This window comes from Neorhizobium sp. AL 9.2.2 (assembly GCF_013317225.1).
Taxonomy (GTDB): Bacteria; Pseudomonadota; Alphaproteobacteria; order Rhizobiales; family Rhizobiaceae; genus Neorhizobium; species Neorhizobium soli.
In genome coordinates this window covers 1,360,471-1,380,636 of the sequence record NZ_JAALXU010000003.1, presented here as the reverse complement: position 1 = coordinate 1,380,636, position 20,166 = coordinate 1,360,471, and the positions used below count along the sequence as shown (strand labels likewise).

Annotated in this window: 16 protein-coding genes; 14 read left to right on the top strand and 2 right to left on the bottom strand. The window is 59.8% G+C overall.

The features are described 5' to 3' along the window. Nucleotides 1-19: 19 nt before the first annotated feature. From G6K99_RS13295 to exoR, 3 genes are all read left to right on the top strand, one after another. Nucleotides 20-2,935, top strand: a complete 2,916-nt coding sequence (locus G6K99_RS13295; RefSeq protein WP_113110975.1) for a valine--tRNA ligase — start codon at nucleotides 20-22, stop codon at nucleotides 2,933-2,935. 376 nt (nucleotides 2,936-3,311) lie between these two features. Continuing rightward, on the top strand, nucleotides 3,312-4,595 hold the full coding sequence (locus G6K99_RS13290) for an OmpP1/FadL family transporter (RefSeq protein ID WP_174196757.1): 1,284 nt from the start codon (nucleotides 3,312-3,314) through the stop codon (nucleotides 4,593-4,595). A 475-nt stretch (nucleotides 4,596-5,070) separates the two neighbouring features. Then, nucleotides 5,071-5,865, top strand: coding sequence for an exopolysaccharide production regulator ExoR (gene exoR / locus G6K99_RS13285; protein ID WP_174196756.1), 795 nt, complete (start codon nucleotides 5,071-5,073; stop codon nucleotides 5,863-5,865). A gap of 57 nt (nucleotides 5,866-5,922) precedes the next feature. Here exoR and xth read toward each other — a convergent pair whose 3' ends face one another. Beyond that, entirely contained in the window at nucleotides 5,923-6,732 is an 810-nt protein-coding gene (xth, locus tag G6K99_RS13280; protein WP_174196755.1) for an exodeoxyribonuclease III, read from the bottom strand. A gap of 95 nt (nucleotides 6,733-6,827) precedes the next feature. Further along, the gene (gene erpA / locus G6K99_RS13275; RefSeq protein WP_062580337.1) at nucleotides 6,828-7,157 is read right to left on the bottom strand and encodes an iron-sulfur cluster insertion protein ErpA; all 330 of its coding nucleotides are present in this window, start codon (nucleotides 7,155-7,157) and stop codon (nucleotides 6,828-6,830) included. A gap of 186 nt (nucleotides 7,158-7,343) precedes the next feature. Here erpA and G6K99_RS13270 point away from each other — a divergent pair, with 186 nt between their 5' ends. The 11 genes from G6K99_RS13270 (at nucleotide 7,344) to surE (ending at nucleotide 20,163) form a co-directional block, all read left to right on the top strand. After that, nucleotides 7,344-8,564 carry a deoxyguanosinetriphosphate triphosphohydrolase gene (locus G6K99_RS13270; protein ID WP_174196754.1) on the top strand — a complete coding sequence of 407 codons (1,221 nt, stop codon included), beginning with the start codon at nucleotides 7,344-7,346 and terminating at the stop codon, nucleotides 8,562-8,564. 63 nt (nucleotides 8,565-8,627) lie between these two features. Continuing rightward, nucleotides 8,628-10,385, top strand: coding sequence for an arginine--tRNA ligase (gene argS, locus G6K99_RS13265; RefSeq protein ID WP_113110972.1), 1,758 nt, complete (start codon nucleotides 8,628-8,630; stop codon nucleotides 10,383-10,385). Between the two features lie 212 nt (nucleotides 10,386-10,597). Continuing rightward, a complete protein-coding gene (locus G6K99_RS13260) occupies nucleotides 10,598-13,342 on the top strand; it encodes an SPOR domain-containing protein (RefSeq protein ID WP_244631439.1) in 2,745 nt (914 codons plus the stop codon). Nucleotides 13,343-13,420: 78 nt separating this feature from the next. After that, nucleotides 13,421-14,437, top strand: coding sequence for a beta-N-acetylhexosaminidase (gene nagZ, locus G6K99_RS13255; RefSeq protein ID WP_113166259.1), 1,017 nt, complete (start codon nucleotides 13,421-13,423; stop codon nucleotides 14,435-14,437). A 31-nt stretch (nucleotides 14,438-14,468) separates the two neighbouring features. Then, nucleotides 14,469-15,311, top strand: a complete 843-nt coding sequence (locus G6K99_RS13250) for a ScpA family protein (RefSeq protein WP_371816173.1) — start codon at nucleotides 14,469-14,471, stop codon at nucleotides 15,309-15,311. A gap of 17 nt (nucleotides 15,312-15,328) precedes the next feature. Continuing rightward, nucleotides 15,329-16,024, top strand: coding sequence for an SMC-Scp complex subunit ScpB (gene scpB, locus G6K99_RS13245; RefSeq protein WP_244631478.1), 696 nt, complete (start codon nucleotides 15,329-15,331; stop codon nucleotides 16,022-16,024). A gap of 195 nt (nucleotides 16,025-16,219) precedes the next feature. Then, nucleotides 16,220-16,450 (top strand): twin-arginine translocase TatA/TatE family subunit, encoded by a 231-nt coding sequence (locus G6K99_RS13240; protein ID WP_062457545.1) that lies wholly within the window; start codon nucleotides 16,220-16,222, stop codon nucleotides 16,448-16,450. A gap of 31 nt (nucleotides 16,451-16,481) precedes the next feature. After that, nucleotides 16,482-17,237 carry a Sec-independent protein translocase protein TatB gene (gene tatB / locus G6K99_RS13235; protein WP_174196751.1) on the top strand — a complete coding sequence of 252 codons (756 nt, stop codon included), beginning with the start codon at nucleotides 16,482-16,484 and terminating at the stop codon, nucleotides 17,235-17,237. Next, nucleotides 17,237-18,061, top strand: coding sequence for a twin-arginine translocase subunit TatC (gene tatC, locus G6K99_RS13230; protein ID WP_062457539.1), 825 nt, complete (start codon nucleotides 17,237-17,239; stop codon nucleotides 18,059-18,061). Before tatB ends, tatC begins: the two co-directional genes overlap by 1 nt. 54 nt (nucleotides 18,062-18,115) lie before the next feature. Beyond that, entirely contained in the window at nucleotides 18,116-19,396 is a 1,281-nt protein-coding gene (gene serS, locus G6K99_RS13225) for a serine--tRNA ligase (RefSeq protein ID WP_174196750.1), read from the top strand. A gap of 11 nt (nucleotides 19,397-19,407) precedes the next feature. After that, nucleotides 19,408-20,163, top strand: coding sequence for a 5'/3'-nucleotidase SurE (gene surE, locus G6K99_RS13220; RefSeq protein WP_062457534.1), 756 nt, complete (start codon nucleotides 19,408-19,410; stop codon nucleotides 20,161-20,163). The last annotated feature ends 3 nt before the right edge of the window (nucleotides 20,164-20,166 follow it).

Sequence of the window (20,166 nt, the reverse complement as noted above, 5' to 3'; positions counted from 1 at the left end):
AAGAAAAACGGGTCAGGAAATGCTCGAAAAGACCTACGATTCCGCCGCCGTCGAACCGAAGATCGCCAAAGCCTGGGACGATGCGGACGCCTTCCGTGCCGGTGCCAACGCAAAGGCTGGTGCGGAAAGCTTCACCATCGTCATCCCGCCGCCGAATGTGACCGGGTCGCTGCACATGGGGCACGCGCTCAACAACACGCTGCAGGATATCATGGTCCGCTTCGAGCGCATGCGCGGCAAGGACGTGCTGTGGCAGCCGGGCATGGACCATGCGGGCATTGCCACGCAGATGGTCGTCGAGCGCCAGCTGGCCGAGCGAAAGCTTCCCGGCCGTCGCGAGATGGGCCGCGAGGCCTTTGTCGAGCGCGTCTGGGAATGGAAGGAAGAGTCGGGCGGCCTGATCTTCAACCAGTTGAAGCGCCTCGGCGCATCCTGCGACTGGTCGCGCGAACGCTTCACCATGGACGAGGGTCTGTCCAAGGCCGTTCTCGAAGTCTTCGTCACGCTCTATAAGGAAGGCCTGATCTACCGCGGCAAGCGGCTGGTCAACTGGGATCCGAAGTTCGAAACGGCGATCTCCGATCTTGAAGTCGAGTCCAGGGAAGTCGAAGGCCACATGTGGCACTTCAAATACCCGCTGGCCGGCGGCGAGACCTATACCTATGTCGAGAAGGATGCGGACGGGAATATCGTGCTTTCCGAAGAGCGCAATTATATCTCGATCGCCACGACGCGTCCCGAAACCATGCTGGGTGATGGTGCGGTTGCCGTCCATCCGTCGGACGAGCGCTATGCGCCGATCATCGGCAAGCTGTGCGAAATCCCTGTCGGCCCGAAGGAGCATCGCCGCCTGATCCCGATCATCGCTGACGAATATCCGGAACCGGATTTCGGCTCGGGCGCGGTCAAGATCACCGGCGCGCATGACTTCAACGACTACCAGGTCGCCAAGCGCAACAAGATCCCGCTCTATCGCCTGATGGATACCACCGCCTCGATGCGCGACGATGGCGACGCTTATTCTGTCTATGCGGCCAAGGCGCTGGAGATAGCCAAGTCCGGCGAACTGCCGGGCGAAGCCGATATCGACGAGATCAATCTGGTTCCGGAAGAGTATCGCGGCCTCGACCGCATGGTCGCCCGCAAGAAGATCATCGAGACGATCAATGCCGAAGGCCTTGCCGTTACCGTCAAGGACAGCGAGGGCAACGACATTCCGTATGTCGAGGCAAAGAAGATCATGCAGCCGTTCGGCGACCGCTCCGGCGTCGTCATCGAGCCGATGCTGACGGATCAGTGGTTCGCCGACGCCAAGACGCTGGCAGAACCGGCGATTGCTTCGGTTCGCGAAGGCCGCACCAACTTCGTCCCGAAGAACTGGGAAAAGACCTATTTCGACTGGATGGAAAATATCGAGCCCTGGTGCATTTCGCGCCAGCTCTGGTGGGGACATCAGATTCCGGCCTGGTACGGTCCTGATGGTCAGTGCTTCGTCGAAAAGTCCGAGGAAGAAGCACTCGACGCGGCCATCCAGCATTATCTGGCACACGAAGGCCCATGGAAGGCCTGGGTTCAGGAGAAGCTCGAGAACTTCAAGCCTGGCGAGATCCTGATCCGCGACGAGGACGTGCTCGACACCTGGTTCTCGTCGGCACTCTGGCCCTTCTCGACGCTGGGCTGGCCGGACAAGACGCCGGAACTGGAGCGCTATTACCCGACCAGCGTTCTCGTCACCGGCTTCGACATCATCTTCTTCTGGGTTGCCCGGATGATGATGATGGGCATGCATTTCATGAAGGATGCGGAAGGCGAGCCTGTCGAGCCGTTCCACACGATCTACGTTCATGCGCTGGTTCGCGACAAGAACGGCCAGAAGATGTCGAAGTCGAAGGGCAACGTCATCGATCCGCTCGACCTGATCGACGAATACGGCGCCGATGCGCTGCGGTTCACGCTGGCCATCATGGCGGCACAGGGTCGCGATGTGAAACTCGATCCGGCCCGTATCGCCGGCTACCGCAACTTCGGCACGAAGGTCTGGAACGCAACGCGCTTCGGGGAGATGAACGGCGTCAAGCGTGATGCGGGCTTTGATCCTGAGAATGCGAAGCTGACCGTCAATCGCTGGATCCTCACGGAACTGTCGAAGACCGTTTCTGACGTTACCACCGCGATCGAGACGCAGCGCTTCAACGAGGCTGCCGCTTCGCTCTACCGCTTCGTCTGGAACCAGGTTTGCGATTGGTATGTCGAGCTGTTGAAGCCGATCTTCATGGGCGAGGATGAAGCCGCCAAGGCCGAGGCGCAGGCCTGCATGGCCTATGTCCTGGAGCAGAGCTACGCGCTTCTCCACCCGTTCATGCCGTTCATGACCGAGGAGCTCTGGGCTCACACGGCAGCCCGTGACGGATTGCTCGCCCATGGCGAGTGGCCGGTCTCCGGTTTTGCGGACGCTGACGCTGCCGACGAGATCAACTGGCTTGTCGATCTGGTATCCGGTCTCCGCTCTGCACGGTCCGAAATGAACGTCCCGCCATCGGCGACAGCACCGCTCATCATGGTTGGTGCCAATGCGGTCACCTCGTCGCGGCTCGCGCGTCACGAGGCGGCAATCTGCCGGCTCGCGCGTGTCGAGAGCATCTCGACAGCTGACGTCGCCCCGAAGGGTGCGGCACAGATCATCGTCGGCGAGGCGACGGCCTGCCTGCCGCTCGGCAACCTGATCGATCTCGGCACGGAGAAGGCCCGAATCGAGAAGGCGATCGTCAAGAACGAGCAGGAAAAGGACCGTCTCGGCAAGAAGCTCTCCAACGAGAAGTTCATTGCCAATGCCGATCCGGACGTGGTTGCGGCTGACCGGGAGCGCCATGCCGAACTGGAAGTTCAGCTCGAAAGCCTCAAGATCGCTCTGCAGCGGGTCATCGAAGCCGGCTGATGACCAAGGTCTCCGCCGTGCTCTAGGCCGGCGCCAACGAACGAATCTCTGAAAGCCGCGGTCCTGTGACCGCGGCTTTTTGCTGCGCTTCGATCCAGAAGTTCCGTTTGCGTGCACATGCACAACGGGAGAAAGCCGCAATGTTGCCGCATTGTCACATCGCCGCGCCCATGCGGGATGGTGTTCTAATTCCAGCTACGGTACGGCCCCAGATTAGGTAATTTTGTTCCCAACCACCGATTCGGTGGCGATTGTTCCTCCGCTTACGTAAATTAGCGACCGTTTTGCAGCGCAAGATCGGGGACAGCCGAAAGTTGTTATTTTGGGCAGAGTATTTAGAATTGTCTCAATGACTTGCCTGGGAGTGGGAGACGAGATGCAAAGCAATTACATCGCCAAGGGCGCCTTTGTTCTGATGGCTGGATGGAGCGTTTATTCGCCAGCGTTAGCGGGCGGGATCGAACGGGGCGGTTACAATATAGATCTGCTTTTCGACCAATCCCGAATTGCAGCCGAATCCACAGCTACGTTTGTAATGCCGGGTCGTAAGTTGAAGAACGTTGTTGATAGCGAGCCAACCGACGGTCCACTCAATGCGTTCGGCTATTCCTCGTCTGCGGATGAGACGGAAAACTTTTGGTCGCCGCGTATCGGGATAAAGGCAGGCTATGAGAACGCCGACTGCATGTTCGACTATTCTCAGCCGTACGGCGCGCACACTAACCCAGGCGAGAATTGGGCTGGTGCGCAGCAAAATATCGAAACCAAAATAAACAGCGATAATTACGCTCTCACCTGTTCCTACCGGTTTGACGCCGGTCCAGGTCAGCTACGTATTATTGGTGGCGGCAGCTATCTCAAGATGGATGGCTTCAAGGAACGGCTAGTCATTGCACCAGGGCTGTTCGACACTGCGCCGTTGGACGTCTTTGGACTTTCCGGGAGCGGTGTCGGCCGTCTTGATTTGGAGGGTGATGGATGGGGTTGGAGAGCCGGGTTGGCGTATGAAATTCCGGAATATGCTTTCCGTGCCAGCCTTATGTACTACAGCCAAGTCAAACTTGACGACATCACAGGATCCGTTGATTTGACTAACATTCCGGCTTTGCTGGGCGCAATCCCCGGGCCCGATGGCGGTCCTCTCATTCCCGGCGCTGGCACCGTAATTCCAGTCCATGGCTCAACGGCGATGCCGGACGCCCTTGAGCTCAAGCTACAATCCGGTATCGCGCCTGACTGGCTTGCATTTGGTTCGGTTAAGTGGACTGATTGGAGCCAGTTACAGCGTATCCCCTTCTATAACAGTGCTGGTTTAGAGGTTACGTCGCTTGATTTAGGTTATCGTGATGGCTGGACGTTGACTGGTGGTGTTGGCCATAAATTCAATGAACAGTGGAGTGGTGCCGTAAGCGTCACTTGGGACCGCGGTACCTCGAAGGAATATGGCAGCCTCAGCGATACGTGGCTGTTTAACGCCGGCGTTGCTTACTCGCCGACGACAAATGTTGAAATCCGCCTTGGCGGCGTACTTGGCATTCTTACTGGCGGCGATTCTAGTGAAATGACTATTGACGGCAAGGAAGCCGGCGACGAAGCTAGCTATGAATACGATAGCGACCTGGTTGCAGCACTTTCTACGTCGCTGAAGGTAAAGTTCTGAAATCTGTTATGAATTGGTAAAGGCCCGGCTCGCGCCGGGCTTTTTCGTTTGTGGCTGCCGGGCTCCGAGGTCACTAAATTTGTGACGATTTGGCAACACTCTTTTGTCACGATGAAGGGGTTGGCGAACAAGGGCGGTTTTGTCCATTTCCCGCCACAAACAGGGAGCAGCGGTAAAGGAATAACGGACGCGGACCGCGGGGGCGGCGCGTGTGAATTGGAGTACCATGGGCGGGTTTTTCAATAAGATACGGGGCTTTGGCCGCGTTGTTGCAGGCGGATCGGATCGCCGTGCACAACTTCGGCGCGTTTTGCAGGCAGGTCCTACTCTTGCCGAAAACGGGATGTACAGTTTCCAACCTAGAACGGCAGCGATAGCTGGCCTCTACCTCATTACCGGTTCGCAGGTTTTGCCGAGCAATCGGGCGGAGATGGCAAGCTTTATGACTCCCGGGTGTATGGGAAGAAACTGAACCATGTCGAAGTTTGGCATTGTGTCCATGAAAGTATTGCTTCTTGGCGTGTCGCTCACCTCTGCAATGGTGGGTTCGGCAGCGGCGTTCGACATCCAATCCGGCGTCACCAAGGAATCCGGTCCCTTCGATCTCTTCAAGTTCGGCTTCAAGGCCTACAAGAACGGTCAGAAGGAAGACGCGGTCGAAGCCTATCGCTATGCTGCCGAGAAGGGCCATACCGGCTCCCGCTGGGCACTGGCCAACATGTATGCCTTTGGCGACGGCGTCACGAAGAACGATCTCGAAGCGTTCAAGATCTATAACGAGATTGCCACCCAGGGCGTTGAACCCGGCTCCGAAGACACCGGCTTCTTCGTCAACGCACTCCTGTCGCTCGCGAGCTACTATCGCCGCGGCATCCCCGATACACCGGTGAAGCCCGATCTTGCCCAGGCGCGGCAGATCTATTTCCAGGTTGCTTCGACCTTCGGGGTAGCAGAAGCGCAGTTCCAGCTTGCCAAGATGATTCTTGCAGGCGAGGGCGGATCGCCCAATATCCAGCAGGCGAAGAAGTGGCTGAACCAAGCCCGCAAGAGCGGCCATCCAGGCGCCATGGCCGTCTTCGGCGATATCCTGTTCGAGGAGGGGCAGACGGTGCGTGGCCTGGCATTCCTGACGGCTGCACTCGACAAGTGTAGCACGAAGGACTGTATGTGGATGGAGCCCCTGCAGGAGCAGGCGTTTTCCATGGCAAGCGAGGAAGACCGGCGCGGGGCGATCGCTCTATCCCACGAGTTTGCCAAGGGCATGGACTAAAGAAGCGGCATCAGCCGCTTCCTTCAATTCCGAGCTATCAGGGAAGACGAGCCCCGGTCAAACCGGCGCGAAATCGAAAATTCCTGCGACCGGGACATGGTCGGACGGCTTTTCCCATCCGCGCACATGCTTCTCGATGACCGTCGCCTTCAACCGGTCGGCAGCTTCCGGCGACAGCAACAGATGATCGATGCGGATGCCGTTGTTCTTCTGCCAGGCGCCCGCCTGATAATCCCAGAACGTATAGAGCTTGGTGGCATCCGTGGTTGCGCGAACGGCGTCCGTCAGGCCGAGATTTTCGAGCGCACGGAATGCCGCCCTCGTTTTCGGCAGGAAGAGCGCATCTGTCGCCCATGCGGCCGGATCGAAACAATCGTGCGGCTCGGGAATGACGTTGTAGTCGCCGGCAAGTATCAGTGGCTCCTCGAGTGCCAAGCATTGCTGGGCATGCAGCCGCAGCCGTTCCATCCAGGCAAGCTTGTACGGGTACTTGACCGGGTCATCGGACGGGTTGCCGTTGGGCAGGTAGATCGACGCAACGCGGATCACGCCGCCCTGAACGGAAAAGACGCATTCGATGTAGCGCGATTGCTCGTCAATTTGTCCGTCGGGACCGACGGCACCGGGTAGACGGCGCATCACTTCGTCGGGTTTTATCTTCGACAGGATCGCCACCCCGTTAAAGCCCTTCTGGCCGTGTGTCTCGACATGATAGCCAAGCGATTCGATCTCGAGCCGCGGAAAGCCTTCGTCGACGGATTTGATCTCCTGGAGGCAGGCGATGTCAGGCGACGAGTCGGCAAGCCACTGACGCAGATTATCAATCCGCGCCTTGATGCCGTTGATGTTCCAGGTGGCAATCTTCATTGCAGTCGTCCTTCCGTCTTCAGCCTATCCTTTTAGCGAAAGACAAGCTGATGGGAAGGGTCGAGTGGCAATCTGATCAGGACGACCGGAAGATCTTAGATGGAGAAGCTGGTACCGCAGCCGCAGCTTGCGACCGCGTTCGGATTCTTGATCTGGAATGACTGGCCAAGCAGATTATCGACGAAGTCAATCTCTGAACCTTCCATGTAGACGATGGACAGGCTGTCGATCAGCACCTTGGCATCGCCGTTGGCGATCACCACGTCATCTGCTTCCGGCGCGCCCGCGAGGTCGAACTTGTAGGAGAAACCGGAGCAGCCGCCGCCTTCAACAGAAACACGCAGAGACTGCTTTTCGGATTCTGCCGCAACGATTTGGGCGATCCGCTTGGCTGCAGCATCGGAGAGAGTTACGTTCATCGTCATTTCAATGGTCTCCTGCCGGGGTAAAGGCCCGGTGAGTCTTGGGTAAAGGCACCCTGATAACTCGAAGATGGATGTCACTGCCGTTGCACACGGCAACACTATAGGTATGAAGACCTGAACGGCGCGTCAATGGGGCGTACCCATACACGACAACACGCAGGCACGCTTGAGGCATTGAGGACGGTTATGGCGATCGATACGGGGGTACTTGGTTTCGGTGGGGGCGAGCGTGCGTTATATGCATCCAATCCCTGGGCCTCGCGGGGCCGCCTGTTTCCCGAAGCGAGCAGCCTGACGCGCTCGGAGTTTCAGCGCGATCGTGACCGTATCGTCCATACGACGGCGTTTCGCAGGCTCAAGCACAAAACGCAGGTGTTTATTAGTCCTGACGGCGACCATTACAGAACGCGGCTGACCCATACGATCGAAGTGGCGCAGGTGGCCCGCGCGTTGGCCCGTGCCCTGAAGCTGGATGAAGATCTGGCGGAGGGCGTCGCGCTCGTTCACGATTTTGGCCACACCCCCTTCGGACATACGGGTGAGGATGCGCTCGATGAGCTGATGAAGGCCTATGGCGGGTTCGACCACAATGCACAGTCGCTGCGGATCGTCACCAAGCTTGAGCGGCGATACGCGGAGTTCGACGGTCTCAACCTGACATGGGAAACGCTTGAGGGTCTCGTCAAGCACAATGGCCCTTTGATGATGGCCGACGGCAGCGAGGGTTCCCACGGTCCTTTGCCGCAGCCGATCCGCGACTACTGCCTCCTGCACGATCTCGAGCTTTCGAGCTATGCCAGCCTGGAGGCGCAGGTCGCGGCGATTTCCGACGACATTGCCTACAACACCCACGATATCGACGATGGGCTTCGCTCTGGCCTGCTCACTTTCGATATGCTGGAGGAGGTGCCGTTCCTCGCCGGACTGATGCAGGAAGTGAGGACGAAATACCCCAATCTGGACCCGACCCGCTTTGCCTACGAAGTGACGCGCCGCCAGATCACCCACATGGTCGAGGACGTTATCGCGGTCTCCCAGAAGAACCTTAGAGAGCTTGCACCCGAGAGCGCACAAGATGTGCGCATGGCGGGAAGGGTGATCTCGACCTTCTCCAACGAGATGGCGGAAACGGACAAGCAGATCAAACGAGTGCTGTTCTCCCGGATCTACCGGCACCCCGAAATCATGCGCATCCGGGCCGGCGCCTCGCAGATCGTCGTCGACCTGTTCCATCGCTACATGGACGACCCGGCGCTGATGAAAGGCCACTACTGGGTCAAGCAGATGAACGGCGTCCCGGAGGCGGCCCGTGCGCGCCACGTTGCAGATTATCTTGCCGGTATGACCGACACCTACGCAACCCGCGTCCATGCCGAGTTGTTTGACCAGACTCCTGATTTGCGCTAGGGCCTGCCCGACACCAATGGCTTCGAGGGGCCCGCCCAAAACACTTTGAGCGGATGTAAACATATGAATCTTTTTGCCGAATTCGACAATAGAATTAAGAACGCGCTAGAAACTCTCGAAATCATTCGAGAAAATCGAAGTGCGGTTGATTTCGGACGCCTCACGGTCGAGCCTCCGCGCGATCAGAGCCATGGCGACGTCGCGACCAATGCAGCGATGGTGCTTGCCAAGCCTCTCGGCACCAACCCGCGCGCGCTCGCCGAGATCATCGCCGAAGCGTTGCGTGGCGACGCGGATATTTCGGAAGTCTCCGTTGCCGGTCCCGGCTTCATCAATATCAGGCTTTCCACCGGATACTGGCAGCAGATGCTCGCCAAGATGATTGCGCAAGGGACGGACTACGGCCGCTCGGATGTCGGCGCCGGTCGCAAGGCAAACGTCGAGTATGTCTCGGCCAATCCGACGGGGCCGATGCATGTCGGTCATTGCCGCGGCGCTGTCGTGGGCGATGCGCTCGCCAACCTGATGGCCTTTGCCGGCTATGACGTCACCAAGGAATACTACATCAACGACGCTGGGAGCCAGATCGACGTTTTGGCCCGCTCGGTCTTCATCCGGTACCGCGAGGCGTTGGGCGAAGCAGTCGGCGAGATTCCGGCTGGCCTCTATCCGGGCGACTACCTCGTCCCGGTCGGGCAGGCTCTGGCCGCTGAATACGGTCCCCGGCTGCATGCCATGCCCGAAGACGAGTGGATGCCGATCGTCAAGGAGAAGGCCATCGACGCGATGATGGCCATGATCCGCGAAGATCTCGAAGCCCTCAACGTGCATCACGACGTGTTCTATTCCGAGCGCACGCTGCATGCGGACGGCGCGCAGCGCATCCGTGCGGCGATCAACGATCTGACGTTCAAGGGCCATGTCTACAAGGGCAAGCTGCCGCCGCCGAAGGGTCAGCTTCCCGAAGACTGGGAAGACCGCGACCAGACGCTGTTCCGCTCGACCGAAGTCGGCGACGATATCGATCGTCCGCTGATCAAGTCGGACGGCAGCTACACCTATTTCGCCGCCGACGTTGCCTATTTCAAGGACAAGTTCGACCGCGGCTACGACGAGATGATCTACGTGCTCGGTGCCGACCACGGTGGCTACGTCAAGCGGCTCGAGGCCGTGGCGCGCGCCGTCTCCGAAGGCAAGGCAAAGCTCACTGTTCTTCTCTGCCAGCTCGTCAAGCTTTACCGCAACGGCGAGCCGGTCAAGATGTCGAAGCGCTCCGGCGACTTCGTGACCCTGCGTGACGTCGTGGACGAGGTCGGTCGCGACTCAGTTCGCTTCATGATGCTCTACCGGAAGAGCTCGGAGCCGCTCGATTTCGATTTTGCCAAGGTGACCGAGCAGTCGAAAGACAACCCTGTCTTTTATGTCCAGTATGCCCACGCCCGCTGCATGTCGATCTTCCGCCAGGCAAGGGAGGCGTTTCCGGGTCTGGATACAGAGGCGCTCGATTTCGCTGAAAACATTGGCGAAATCACCGACAAGAGCGAGCTTCAGCTGGTCGCGAAGCTTGCGGAATATCCGCGAATCGTCGAAGCTGCAGCTCTGGCCCAGGAGCCGCACAGGCTCGCATTTTACCTCTATGATCTGGCCAGTTTCTTCCATGCTCACTGGAATAAGGGCAAGGACCAACCGGAATTACGGTTTGTTAACGATAAAAACCGACAATTGAGCATTGCCAGGCTTGGACTGGTGCACGCAGTCGCCTGTGTCCTGAAGTCGGGACTTGCAATCACAGGTACAGCGGCACCTGAGGAAATGCGGTAGAAACGCCCTCATTTCCCCACATTGCACTGGCAGATGAGTTGTAATGGTGGTGAGTGGACGAGCGAATGGCGGACAACAACCTAGCGCGTAGCCGGAATGACGCCCCGGAATTTTTTGCTGACGGCGATCCTCTGGCAGAGCTCGCTCGCATCGTAGGCTACGAGGAACGGACAGTCGCTAATCCGGCTGCCCCTTCCGTGGGTTCTGCGCCAATGGCGGCATCTGCCCGCCGCGAGCCGGCCTTCAATCTCGAAGACGAGTTGCTGCGGGAATTCGAGCAATACGATACTCCGCGGATCGATCCGGTCAACGATATCCCGCTCGACGCCAAGCCTTCCCGCGTGGAGGCGCCTTTGCCGGTCGATCACGGCTATCAGGCTGCGCCTTCTATTGCCTATGAGCCTCCCATCGAACGCGAGCCGGTTTTCGAACAGCCGGTCCAGCCGGTGGTGTCGCAGAAGCAGGAAGATCTCAACCCTTTCGATGCTCCGGAATTTTCCGTCGATCCGTTTGGTGCAGCACCTGCGGAGGCGGAAGCTGTTTCCCCTGCCGTCGATGCTCACCGTGCACCGGCCGAGCCGAATTTCGACCCGTCAAATTTCCATGGGCTTCCGACACTCAGTGCGGAGGTAGAGAGCGCCGATGACTACCAGCCTGCGACTCAGTCCAGGCAGGAACCGTCGGTTGACGCTTTCGATCTGGCCGCAGAGCTGGAGAGCTCGTTCGCCGTTGCAGCCGAGCCAGTCGCTGCAGCTCCCATGGTTTCGGCGCCGGAGCCTGTTCGGGCTGAACCCCGCAAGAGCACCGGTTACACGCCGGGCTTCCGCATGCCGCTTGCGAATTTCGGTTTGAACGCCGGTGTCACGTCGCTGGAACGCCCCGTCGAAAAGCCGCCGGTTGTCCAGCCCAAGGCCGTTGCTGCCCCGGTCGAACAGCCTCGCGCTGCTGAACCGGTCGCTGTGAAAGAGGTCGTCCAGCCCTCTTTGGAGGCGCAGAAATTTTCGCCGCTTAACGAGCTGGTTTATGACGTTGCCCGTTTCCCGGTCAGCCAGGAAGCGCCTGCGACTGTTCGCGCCGAGCCGAAACTCGAACTGCCGCAGGCTCCGGCCTCCAAGCCGCAGCCAATCGCCGTCGCTCCGACCGTTGCCGCTGTGGCGGCGCCCGTGATCCCGACGCCGGTTCCAACGCCGACTGTTCAGCAGGCGGCACCCGTCGCCGACCTGGCAGATGACTTCGATCCTTTCGCCGACGAAGACTTTGAACTGGCGCTTGACGATCTCGAACTCGATCTAGCCGACATCGTGGTGGCGGAAAACTCCGTTCAGCCGGTGGCACCTGCCGCGGCAATCCCTGCCGCCGTCTCGACGCCCGCGGCTGCAGCAGCACCCATCGTTGCAGCAGCGCCTGAGCCGGAAGAAGAAGTCGCCGTCGTCGAAGCGGAAATGCCGTTCGATGCGGCGATGATTTCCGAATCGGAAGAGCATGTCGAGGCGATCGCCGATCTCAACGTGCCGGACCTGCCAGTCGAGCAGCCGGAAGAAGAGCCTGCCTACGCGTCCGAGTACGATATCGATATCGATGCAGAACTCGCGGCGCTCTTGGTAAACCCGACGTCGCAGACTGCTCCGGCACCGCGGCATCAGGAGGCGGCTGCCCCGGCTTCCGTCGCTGCCGGCAATTTCCCAGAGCAGCCTCGGCAGACATCGGGCAGCGCTTACCCCGACCTCGACGATTTCGAGCGGGCCCTGGAAGAAGACTTCCGTCGCAGCCTTGTCGCGCCGCTTCCGGCCAACGACCATGACAGCGATCTCAACGGATACGAAAACGACCTCGACCAGCGTTCGCCCCGGTCGGCGTCCCGGACGTGGCTTCTTCCCATCGCCGTTGTCGGCGTCCTGGTCGTTGCCGGCGCAGGTGCCTACACGATGCTGGGTAGCGGACCTTCGCGGATGATGGGCGGCGAGCCGGTCGTCATCGCAGCCGATACCGATCCGGTAAAGGTTGTCCCGGAAAATCCGGGTGGCAAGACCGTTCCGAATCAGGACAAGGCTGTTTACGACCGCGTTGCCGGCGCTGCATCCGAAACGCCGAAGCAGGAAGCGCTGATCTCCAGCGAAGAGCAGCCGGTCGATGTCGTTCAAAAGACGCTGATGCCGGAAAGCCTTCCGCTCGAAGGCGAAAACGATATCGATCCGACCGATACCGGCGAGACCCAGGATGCACGTCTGCTTCCCGATCAGGGCCAGCAGGTTGCTTCGACGGGCGGACAGGATCCTCTCACCGTTACGCCGCGTCGGGTAAAGACGATGATCGTGCGTCCGGATGGGAAGCTCGTCGAACAGGAAGTGCCGGCTCCGGCGCTTGCTGCGGCGCATACAGGCAAGATGCCGGCGGCTTCGGTGAAGTCTCCGGAACTGGCCCAGCCAGTCACTCCGGCCGCTGCGATCGCCGCATCTGCACCTGCTGCCAGTACGGTTGCCGAAATCATCCCGGCGTCTGCGCCGATGACGGCAGCCACTATGGCGCCACTGGACACTTCGGCACCTGCTGCTGTCGCGAAGGCGCCGGTCCCGAAGGTTCGTCCTTCGCAGCAGCCGGTCAATGTCGTCGCATCCGTCAGCGATCAGGGCAACGTTCGCGCTCCCGCAGCACAGGTTCAGCCGGTTTCGGCAACTCCTGCCGCTGCCAATGCACAGGTCGCGTCGGTCGGCGAGGGCGGCTACGTCATCCAGATCGCATCGCTGCCATCCCAGGCTGACGCTCAGAGGTCTTACCAGAACCTGTCGTCGAAGTTCGGCAACGTGATCGGCGGACGTGGGGTCGATATCAAGGCTGCTGAAATCGCCGGCAAGGGTACCTTCTATCGCGTTCGCATCCCGGCCGGCAGCAAGACGGAAGCCGTAGCACTCTGCGAAAAGTATCGCGGTGTCGGCGGCACCTGCCTCGTCGCTCGCTGAGATCTTTGACGAGAAACCATCGAACGGGGCGCACAGCGCCCCGTTTTCTATTCTGCTCCCAGCATTCTAGGATCGAACATGACCGAATCGAAAGCGATGATCCTGGGCTCCAGCGGCCCGCAGCTTACCCAGGACGAAATCCTGCTCTACCGGGATGAGCGTCCCTGGGGTTTCATTCTCTTTGCCCGCAACTGTGTCGAGCCGGCCCAGATCACTGATCTGGTTGCAGCCATGCGCGACGCCGTCGGCCGCCCAGATGCGCCTGTCCTGATCGACCAGGAGGGTGGCCGCGTTCAGCGTATCCGTCCGCCGATGATCGAGCGTTATCCGTCAGCCGCCGCCTTGGGGGCTCTCTACAAGAATGACCGTGAAATGGGCTTGCGCGCCGCATGGCTGATGTCGCGGCTGCACGCCTTCGATCTCATGAAGCTCGGCATCAACGTCGACTGCCTGCCGGTCCTGGACGTACCGGTGGAAGGCGCCAGCAACGTCATCGGCGACCGGGCCTATGGCTTTGATCCGAAGACGGTGTCCGAGATGGGGCAGGCTGCGGCCGATGGCCTCAAGGCCGGCGGCATGCTTCCTGTGATGAAGCACATCCCGGGCCACGGCCGCGGCTTGGCCGACTCGCATCACGAACTGCCTGTCGTATCGGCATCGCGGGCGGAACTCGAAGCGCATGACTTCCTGCCCTTCGTGGCGCTCAAGAACGAGCTGATGGCGATGAGCGCGCATATCGTCTTCACCGCGATCGACACGGAAGAGCCGGCAACGATTTCTCGGAAAGTCATCGAGGATGTCATTCGCGGTCATATCGGCTTCGATGGCCTGCTGATGTCCGACGACAGCTCGATGAACGCCCTAAAGGGCACGATCGGCGAGCGCGCGGCGAGAATCGTTGGGGGCGGTTGTGATATCGTCTTGCATTGCAACGGCCTGATGGACGAAATGAAGGCGGTTGTGAACGAGGCGATCCCGCTTGGCGGCGAGGCGCTTCGACGTGCCAAAGCGGTGGAGCAAGGTTTCCCGGTTGCTGATGATGCACAGGAAGACACGCTTCGCGACGAATTCCACGGACTGATTGGGGTCGCCTGACCGCCGACAGTGAAGACGGATCGGAATGGCGATGACAAAAGCTGAAAATGCCATTCCGATGGACAAGATGTGGCAAGACGTGACCGAGCGGGCGATCGATGATCCTTCACTGGTGATCGACGTCGCGGGCTTCGAGGGACCGCTCGATCTTCTGCTGCATCTTGCTCGCAGCCAGAAAGTGGATCTGTCGCGGATCTCTGTCCTGGCACTCGCCGAGCAGTATCTCACATTCGTCGACAGCGCGCGGCGCGTTCGGATCGAACTGGCGGCCGACTATCTCGTGATGGCAGCTTGGCTCGCCTATCTGAAGTCGCGGTTGCTGATCCCCAAGCAGATCAAGATCGACGACGGCCCGACGGGCGAGGAACTGGCGGCAACGCTTGCCTTCCGGTTGAAACGGCTGGAAGCAATCCGCGATGCAGCCGCCCAGCTCGTCAACCGTAACCGACTCGGTCGCGATATTTTTGCACGTGGGGCACCGGAGCATATCCCGCAGCACAGGCCGTCGGCCTATGACGCATCGCTCTACGACCTGTTGTCGGCCTACGCAAATCTTAGACAGCGCAACGCCATCACCCATGTCACGATCGAACGCCGCAAGGTCTGGTCGCTGGTCGAGGCGAGGGACCTTCTCAACCGCATGCTGGGCGAGATCGGCGATTGGACGGCCCTGCAGCAGTACCTTCTGCCGTATCTGCCGCCGCAGGATCGCGTCACTGCGACTGCCAGCGCCTTTGCCGCCTCGTTGGAACTGGTGCGCGAAGGACAGCTCGAGATCCGCCAGGATGGCGCTTTCCAGACAATCTATCTCAGAAAGGGACCCGGGCGGCCGAAGGCCGAGACGTTGCCTCTAAAGGCAGGGACAGCCGAATGAGCCAGATCGAGGACGCGATGGACGACGACGCGGCAGTGGATACTATTGTGCCGGTGCCCTACTCGTCGGAGGAGATCGAGCGGATCGCCGAAGCCCTCGTGTTTGCATCGGCCGAGCCTGTCTCTGAAGCGTTTCTGGCTGAGCGTCTTCCACGGGGAGAAGATATCCAGGCCGTGATGCAGAGACTGGCGGGCATCTATGCCTCACGCGGAGTGAACCTGGTCAAGGTGGCCGATCGCTGGGCTTTCCGCACGGCAGCAGACCTTTCCTTCGTCATTCGCAAAGACGACAGCGACGTGAAGAAGCTGTCGAGGGCCGCCCTCGAAGTGCTTGCCATCATCGCCTACCACCAGCCTGTGACCCGCGCCGAGATCGAGGATATTCGCGGCGTCCAGACCTCAAGAGGTACGCTTGACGTGCTGATGGAAGCTGGCTGGGTCCGTTTCCGCGGTCGGCGTCGGTCGCCGGGCAGACCGGTGACACTCGGAACGACAGGAGATTTTCTCGATCATTTCGGGTTGGAAGAGCTACGCGATCTTCCTGGTCTCGAAGAATTGAAGGGCGCGGGACTTCTATCCGGTCGCATTCCATCCGGCTTTTCGGTGCCGGTTCCGGGCGGTGAGGACGAGCTTTCGGACGAGGAAGACCCCATCACCCAGCTTGATCTGGAGGAGCTTGGCTTGCTGCCGCCAACCGGCGACGGTGATGGCTAGCAGGGCTTTCAGCGAGCTTTCCCCTTATTATTTCTGTGTTCCCGAATATGGACCGTGCGTGATCGTCCGTTGCCGACAGCAGCGTCGCTACATCGCGAAAGTCATCCGTTCATAGCTTTTCGTGCAACGTATTTGGTGTTTGAAAAACAAACTTAAAAAGCTTACATCGGGGTCACGTTCCAATGGAGTTAGACTATGGGTTCTTTTAGTGTGTGGCACTGGCTGATCGTTCTAGTCATCGTGCTTGTCCTGTTCGGACGCGGCAAGATTCCTGAGCTGATGGGCGACTTTGCCAAAGGCATCAAGAGCTTCAAAAAAGGCATGGCGGACGAGGATGCCCCTGAGGCAAAGCCTACCGATACTGTGAACGGCGGCAGGACGGTCGATCACAAGCCCGACGAGATCAAGGAAACCACCCGGTCTTAATTGGTCGGGAGGGTTTCAGGAGCCTCGCTGAATGTTGGATATCGGTTGGACCGAGCTACTTGTCATTGCCATTGTGCTTATCGTGGTCGTAGGTCCCAAGGACTTGCCGCCCATGCTGCGCGCTTTCGGGAAGATGACATCAAACCTGCGCAAGATGGCGGGTGACTTTCGGACGCAGTTCGACGAGGCGCTTCGCGAGGCAGACATGGATGACGTCCGGAAGACGATTTCGGACGCCAAGAGCCTCAATCCCGCCAACAGCCTGCGCGACGCGATAAATCCGCTTCGCCAGATGGGGCAGGACATCCGAAACGATCTGCAGAAGGCGACGCATATGCCGTCGACGCCGACGCCGGTCAGCACGGATGTCGAAGCGCAGCATGCTGTCGAAGGTGCTCCGGTCGCCGATACGGCGCCTGTTGTTGCGGCTGTGCCGGTTACGCCCGTCACGGCATCTCCTGTTGCTGCGCCGACGTCCTCTGCTGCGACGCCGGCACCAGCGGAGGCGACAACGCCTGCCGAACCCGGAAGCGTTAGAAAACCTCGCGCACCGAAATTGGCGGCCACGGGTGAACCGGCAGCTGTGGATAAGCCTGCAACGACACGCAGATCCACGAGGGCGGAGAAGCCTGCCCCAGTGGCGACGTCTGCCGAACAGCCGAAACGTGTTCGCGTGGCCAAGGTCCCGGTGTCCGCACCTGAAACGACTGAGACGGCCGTCAAGCTTGCAGCCGCCCGCAAGCGTACCCCGAAGAAGCCTGTCGATACCCCGAAGGACGATGCCTGATGAGCGGTGATTACGAAGATAAGCCGCAGCCGCTTATCGAGCATCTGATGGAGTTGCGGACAAGGCTCATCTGGTCGATCGGCGCTTTCTTCCTGGCCTTTGTCGTGTGCTTCTTCTTCGCAAAGCAGCTCTTCAACCTTCTCGTCATTCCCTACAAATGGGCGGTCATCTGGGCAAAGCTCGATATCGCGAAATCCGAACTGATCTACACCGCGCCGCAGGAATTCTTCTTCACCCAGGTGAAGGTTGCGATGTTTGGCGCGCTGGTCATTGCCTTTCCGGTGATTGCCTCGCAGATCTACAAGTTCGTGGCTCCCGGCCTCTACAAGAACGAGCGGGCAGCCTTCCTGCCGTTCCTGATTGCCTCGCCTGTGCTGTTCCTGCTTGGAGGGGCACTGGTCTACTTCTTCTTCACGCCGATGGTGATGTGGTTCTTCCTGGCCATGCAGCAGGCGCCGACCGAGGGTGAAGTGGGGATCTCACTTCTTCCGCGTGTTTCGGAATATCTCAGCCTCATCATGACGCTGGTTCTGTCCTTTGGACTGGTTTTCCAGCTTCCCGTTGTCACGACGCTGCTTGCTCGCGTGGGCATCCTGTCCAGCAAGTGGCTGCGCGAGAAGCGCAAGTTCGCGATCGTCATCGCCTTCGTCGTTGCCGCCGTCCTGACGCCGCCGGATCCGATGTCCCAGATCGGTCTTGCTATACCGACCATCCTTCTCTACGAGATTTCCATCTACGCCGCGCGACTCGTCGAGCGCAGACGCGATGAGGACGCTTCGAGTGATGAGGCCTCGTCTGACGTCGCAGAGACGGAGAAGGCCTGAGGTTTTTCTCTCGATCGATATCGCAGCGGCCTCATGCTTTGAAGGCCAAGAATCATGCTCGATATCAAGTGGATCCGCGATAATCCGGAAGCTTTCGACGCAGCGCTGAACAAGCGCGGCGCCGAGCCAATGGCTGCCACCCTGCTTGCGATGGACGATACCCGCCGCAGCGTCATCCAGACGCTTCAGGATATGCAGTCGCGCCGTAACGCCGCCTCCAAGGAGATCGGCAATGCGATGGCGCAGAAGAATACCGAACTCGCCGAGAAGCTGAAGGCGGAAGTCGCCACCATCAAGGACACGATGCCGGCCGCCGAGCAGGAAGAACGGGCAGCTGTCGCAGCGCTCGATGACGCGCTGTCGCGCCTTCCAAACATTCCTCTCGACGATGTCCCCGTCGGCTCGGACGAATCAGGGAACGTCGTCACGCGCACGATCGGAACGAAGCCCGGCTGGAATCATCCCGCCAAGGAGCATTTCGAGATCGGCGAAGCGCTCGGCTATATGGATTTCGAGCGCGCCGCAAAACTCTCGGGCTCGCGCTTTACGGTGCTGACCGGACCGCTTGCCCGTCTTGAGCGGGCAATCGGTCAGTTCATGATCGACATGCACACCAGCGAGCACGGGTACACGGAAGTGTCGTCGCCGCTGATGGTAAAGTCCGAGGCAATGTACGGCACAGGCCAGTTGCCGAAGTTCGAGGAAGATCTCTTCAAGACGACGGATGGCCGCTACCTCATCCCGACGGCTGAGGTGACGCTGACCAACCTCGTGTCGGGCGAGGTTCTGGACGCCGAAAAGCTGCCGCTGCGCTTTACGGCGCTTACCCCGTCCTTCCGTTCGGAAGCCGGTTCTGCGGGTCGCGATACGCGCGGCATGTTGCGCCAGCACCAGTTCTGGAAATGCGAACTCGTCTCGATCACGGATCAGGAATCATCGATCGCTGAGCACGAGCGGATGACCGAATGCGCCGAAAACGTCCTCAAGCGTCTCGGCCTGCATTTCCGGACGATGACGCTCTGCACCGGCGACATGGGCTTCAGCGCCCGCAAGACCTATGACATCGAAGTCTGGTTGCCGGGACAGGATGCGTTCCGCGAAATCTCGTCCTGCTCGGTCTGTGGCGATTTCCAGGGCCGCCGGATGAACGCGCGCTATCGCGGCAAGGACGACAAGGCTTTGAAATTTGTTCACACGCTGAACGGCTCGGGCACCGCTGTCGGCCGCTGCCTGATCGCAGTCCTCGAAAATTATCTCAATGAAGACGGCTCCGTCACGATCCCGGACGCGCTGCTGCCCTACATGGGCGGACTGACCAAAATAAAAAAAGCATAAGGCAGCCCTGAATGCGCATCCTGCTCACCAACGACGACGGTATCCACGCGGAAGGCCTGGCGGTTCTCGAACGGATTGCCCGCCAGCTTTCCGATGACGTCTGGATTGTTGCGCCAGAAACCGACCAGAGCGGTTATGCGCATTCCCTGACCCTGTCGGAGCCGCTGCGCCTGCGCGAGATCAGCGACCGGCACTATGCCGTGCGCGGCACGCCGACGGACTGCGTCATCATGGCGATGCGCCACGTCATGGGGGGCAAGCCGGATCTCGTTCTGTCGGGTGTCAACGTCGGCGCCAACCTTGCCGACGACGTGACCTATTCTGGCACGGTCGCAGGCGCCATCGAGGGCACCCTGCAGGGCGTCCGGTCGATCGCGCTCAGCCAGGCCTACCGCAAGGAGAACGGCCGCGTCCTGCCTTGGGATACGGCCGAATCGCATGGCCCGGGCCTGATCCGCAAATTGCTGGATACGGACCTTCCGGCCGGCACGTTTCTCAACGTCAATTTCCCGGCCTGCGCGCCTGACGACGTCCAGGGGACGGAAGTCACGTCTCAGGGCAAGACCGATTTCGATGTGGCGATCGACGAACGCCAGGATGGTCGAGGCTTCCCATACTATTGGCTGTACTTTGCCTCGCGTGTCGGCCGCCAGGCGGAGGGCACCGACATCAACGCCATCAAGGCCAATCGCATTTCAGTAACACCGCTGAAACTGGACCTGACCGACTATTCGGTGCAGGATCGCTTGATGAAGGCGCTGGGTTGAACC